This is a genomic window from Escherichia sp. XD33, from assembly GCF_019375075.1.
Lineage (GTDB): Bacteria > Pseudomonadota > Gammaproteobacteria > Enterobacterales > Enterobacteriaceae > Enterobacter > Enterobacter flexneri_A.
Genome location: NZ_JAENDM010000243.1, coordinates 1 through 778, shown reverse-complemented (window position 1 = coordinate 778; position 778 = coordinate 1). Strand labels below are relative to the sequence as shown.

1 protein-coding gene is annotated in these 778 nt (G+C 34.3%); it reads left to right on the top strand.

What is annotated here, in order from left to right:
• Nucleotides 1-18: 18 nt before the first annotated feature.
• The coding region (locus tag K0778_RS26580; protein WP_201276761.1) for a DnaD domain-containing protein at nucleotides 19-778 on the top strand (760 nt) is incomplete at its 3' end.

Genomic DNA, 778 nt, shown 5'->3' with positions numbered 1-778 from the left:
GCATGGATATATTTACTCATGGAAGCGAATCATTCAAAGGCAAAAGTGCCTATTGGAAACCAAATTGTAACCGTAGAAAGAGGACAAAGATTAACATCGATTTTGACCTTGTCTGACCTTTTTAACTGGTCACGATTTAAAGTGAAAACCTTCCTTGACTTACTCGAGAGTGATGGAATGTTAGAAGTCAAAACAACATCAAAATATACCCTTATAACCATTGTCAATTATGACTTTTATCAAAGTGAGCAGGGCAGGAACCAACATCAAAACGACATCAAACCAACATCAAAACAACATCAGTCAAACATCAACCCAACATCAAAACAACATCAAACCAACACAAACAATAATGATAATAAAGATAATAATGAAAAGAATGTGAATAATGAGAAGAAGAAGGTAACCGCCTTCGACTTCTTCCAAGATAACGGATTCGGTTTCATAACTCCTTACAATTTAGACGATTTAAATTATTATCTTGATTCATTTGAAAATGATTCAGATGAAATAGTTACCGCATCACTTAAAATCGCTAAAGACAGAAACAAGGTTACTTGGGGATATGCTAAAAGCATTTTGAATACATGGCTTAATGCAAACTTGAAATCTATTGAACAAGTACGTGCATTTGAAAAGCAACAACTTGAAAGCAAAAAACAAAATTATAAACCTTTCGTTAAACAATCAAAAGAAAAAACACCCAAATGGCTCACAGACAGCACGAGAGAAACGAAAACGCCGGAAGTAGATGAAAACCTTGAGAAAGACAGAGAAG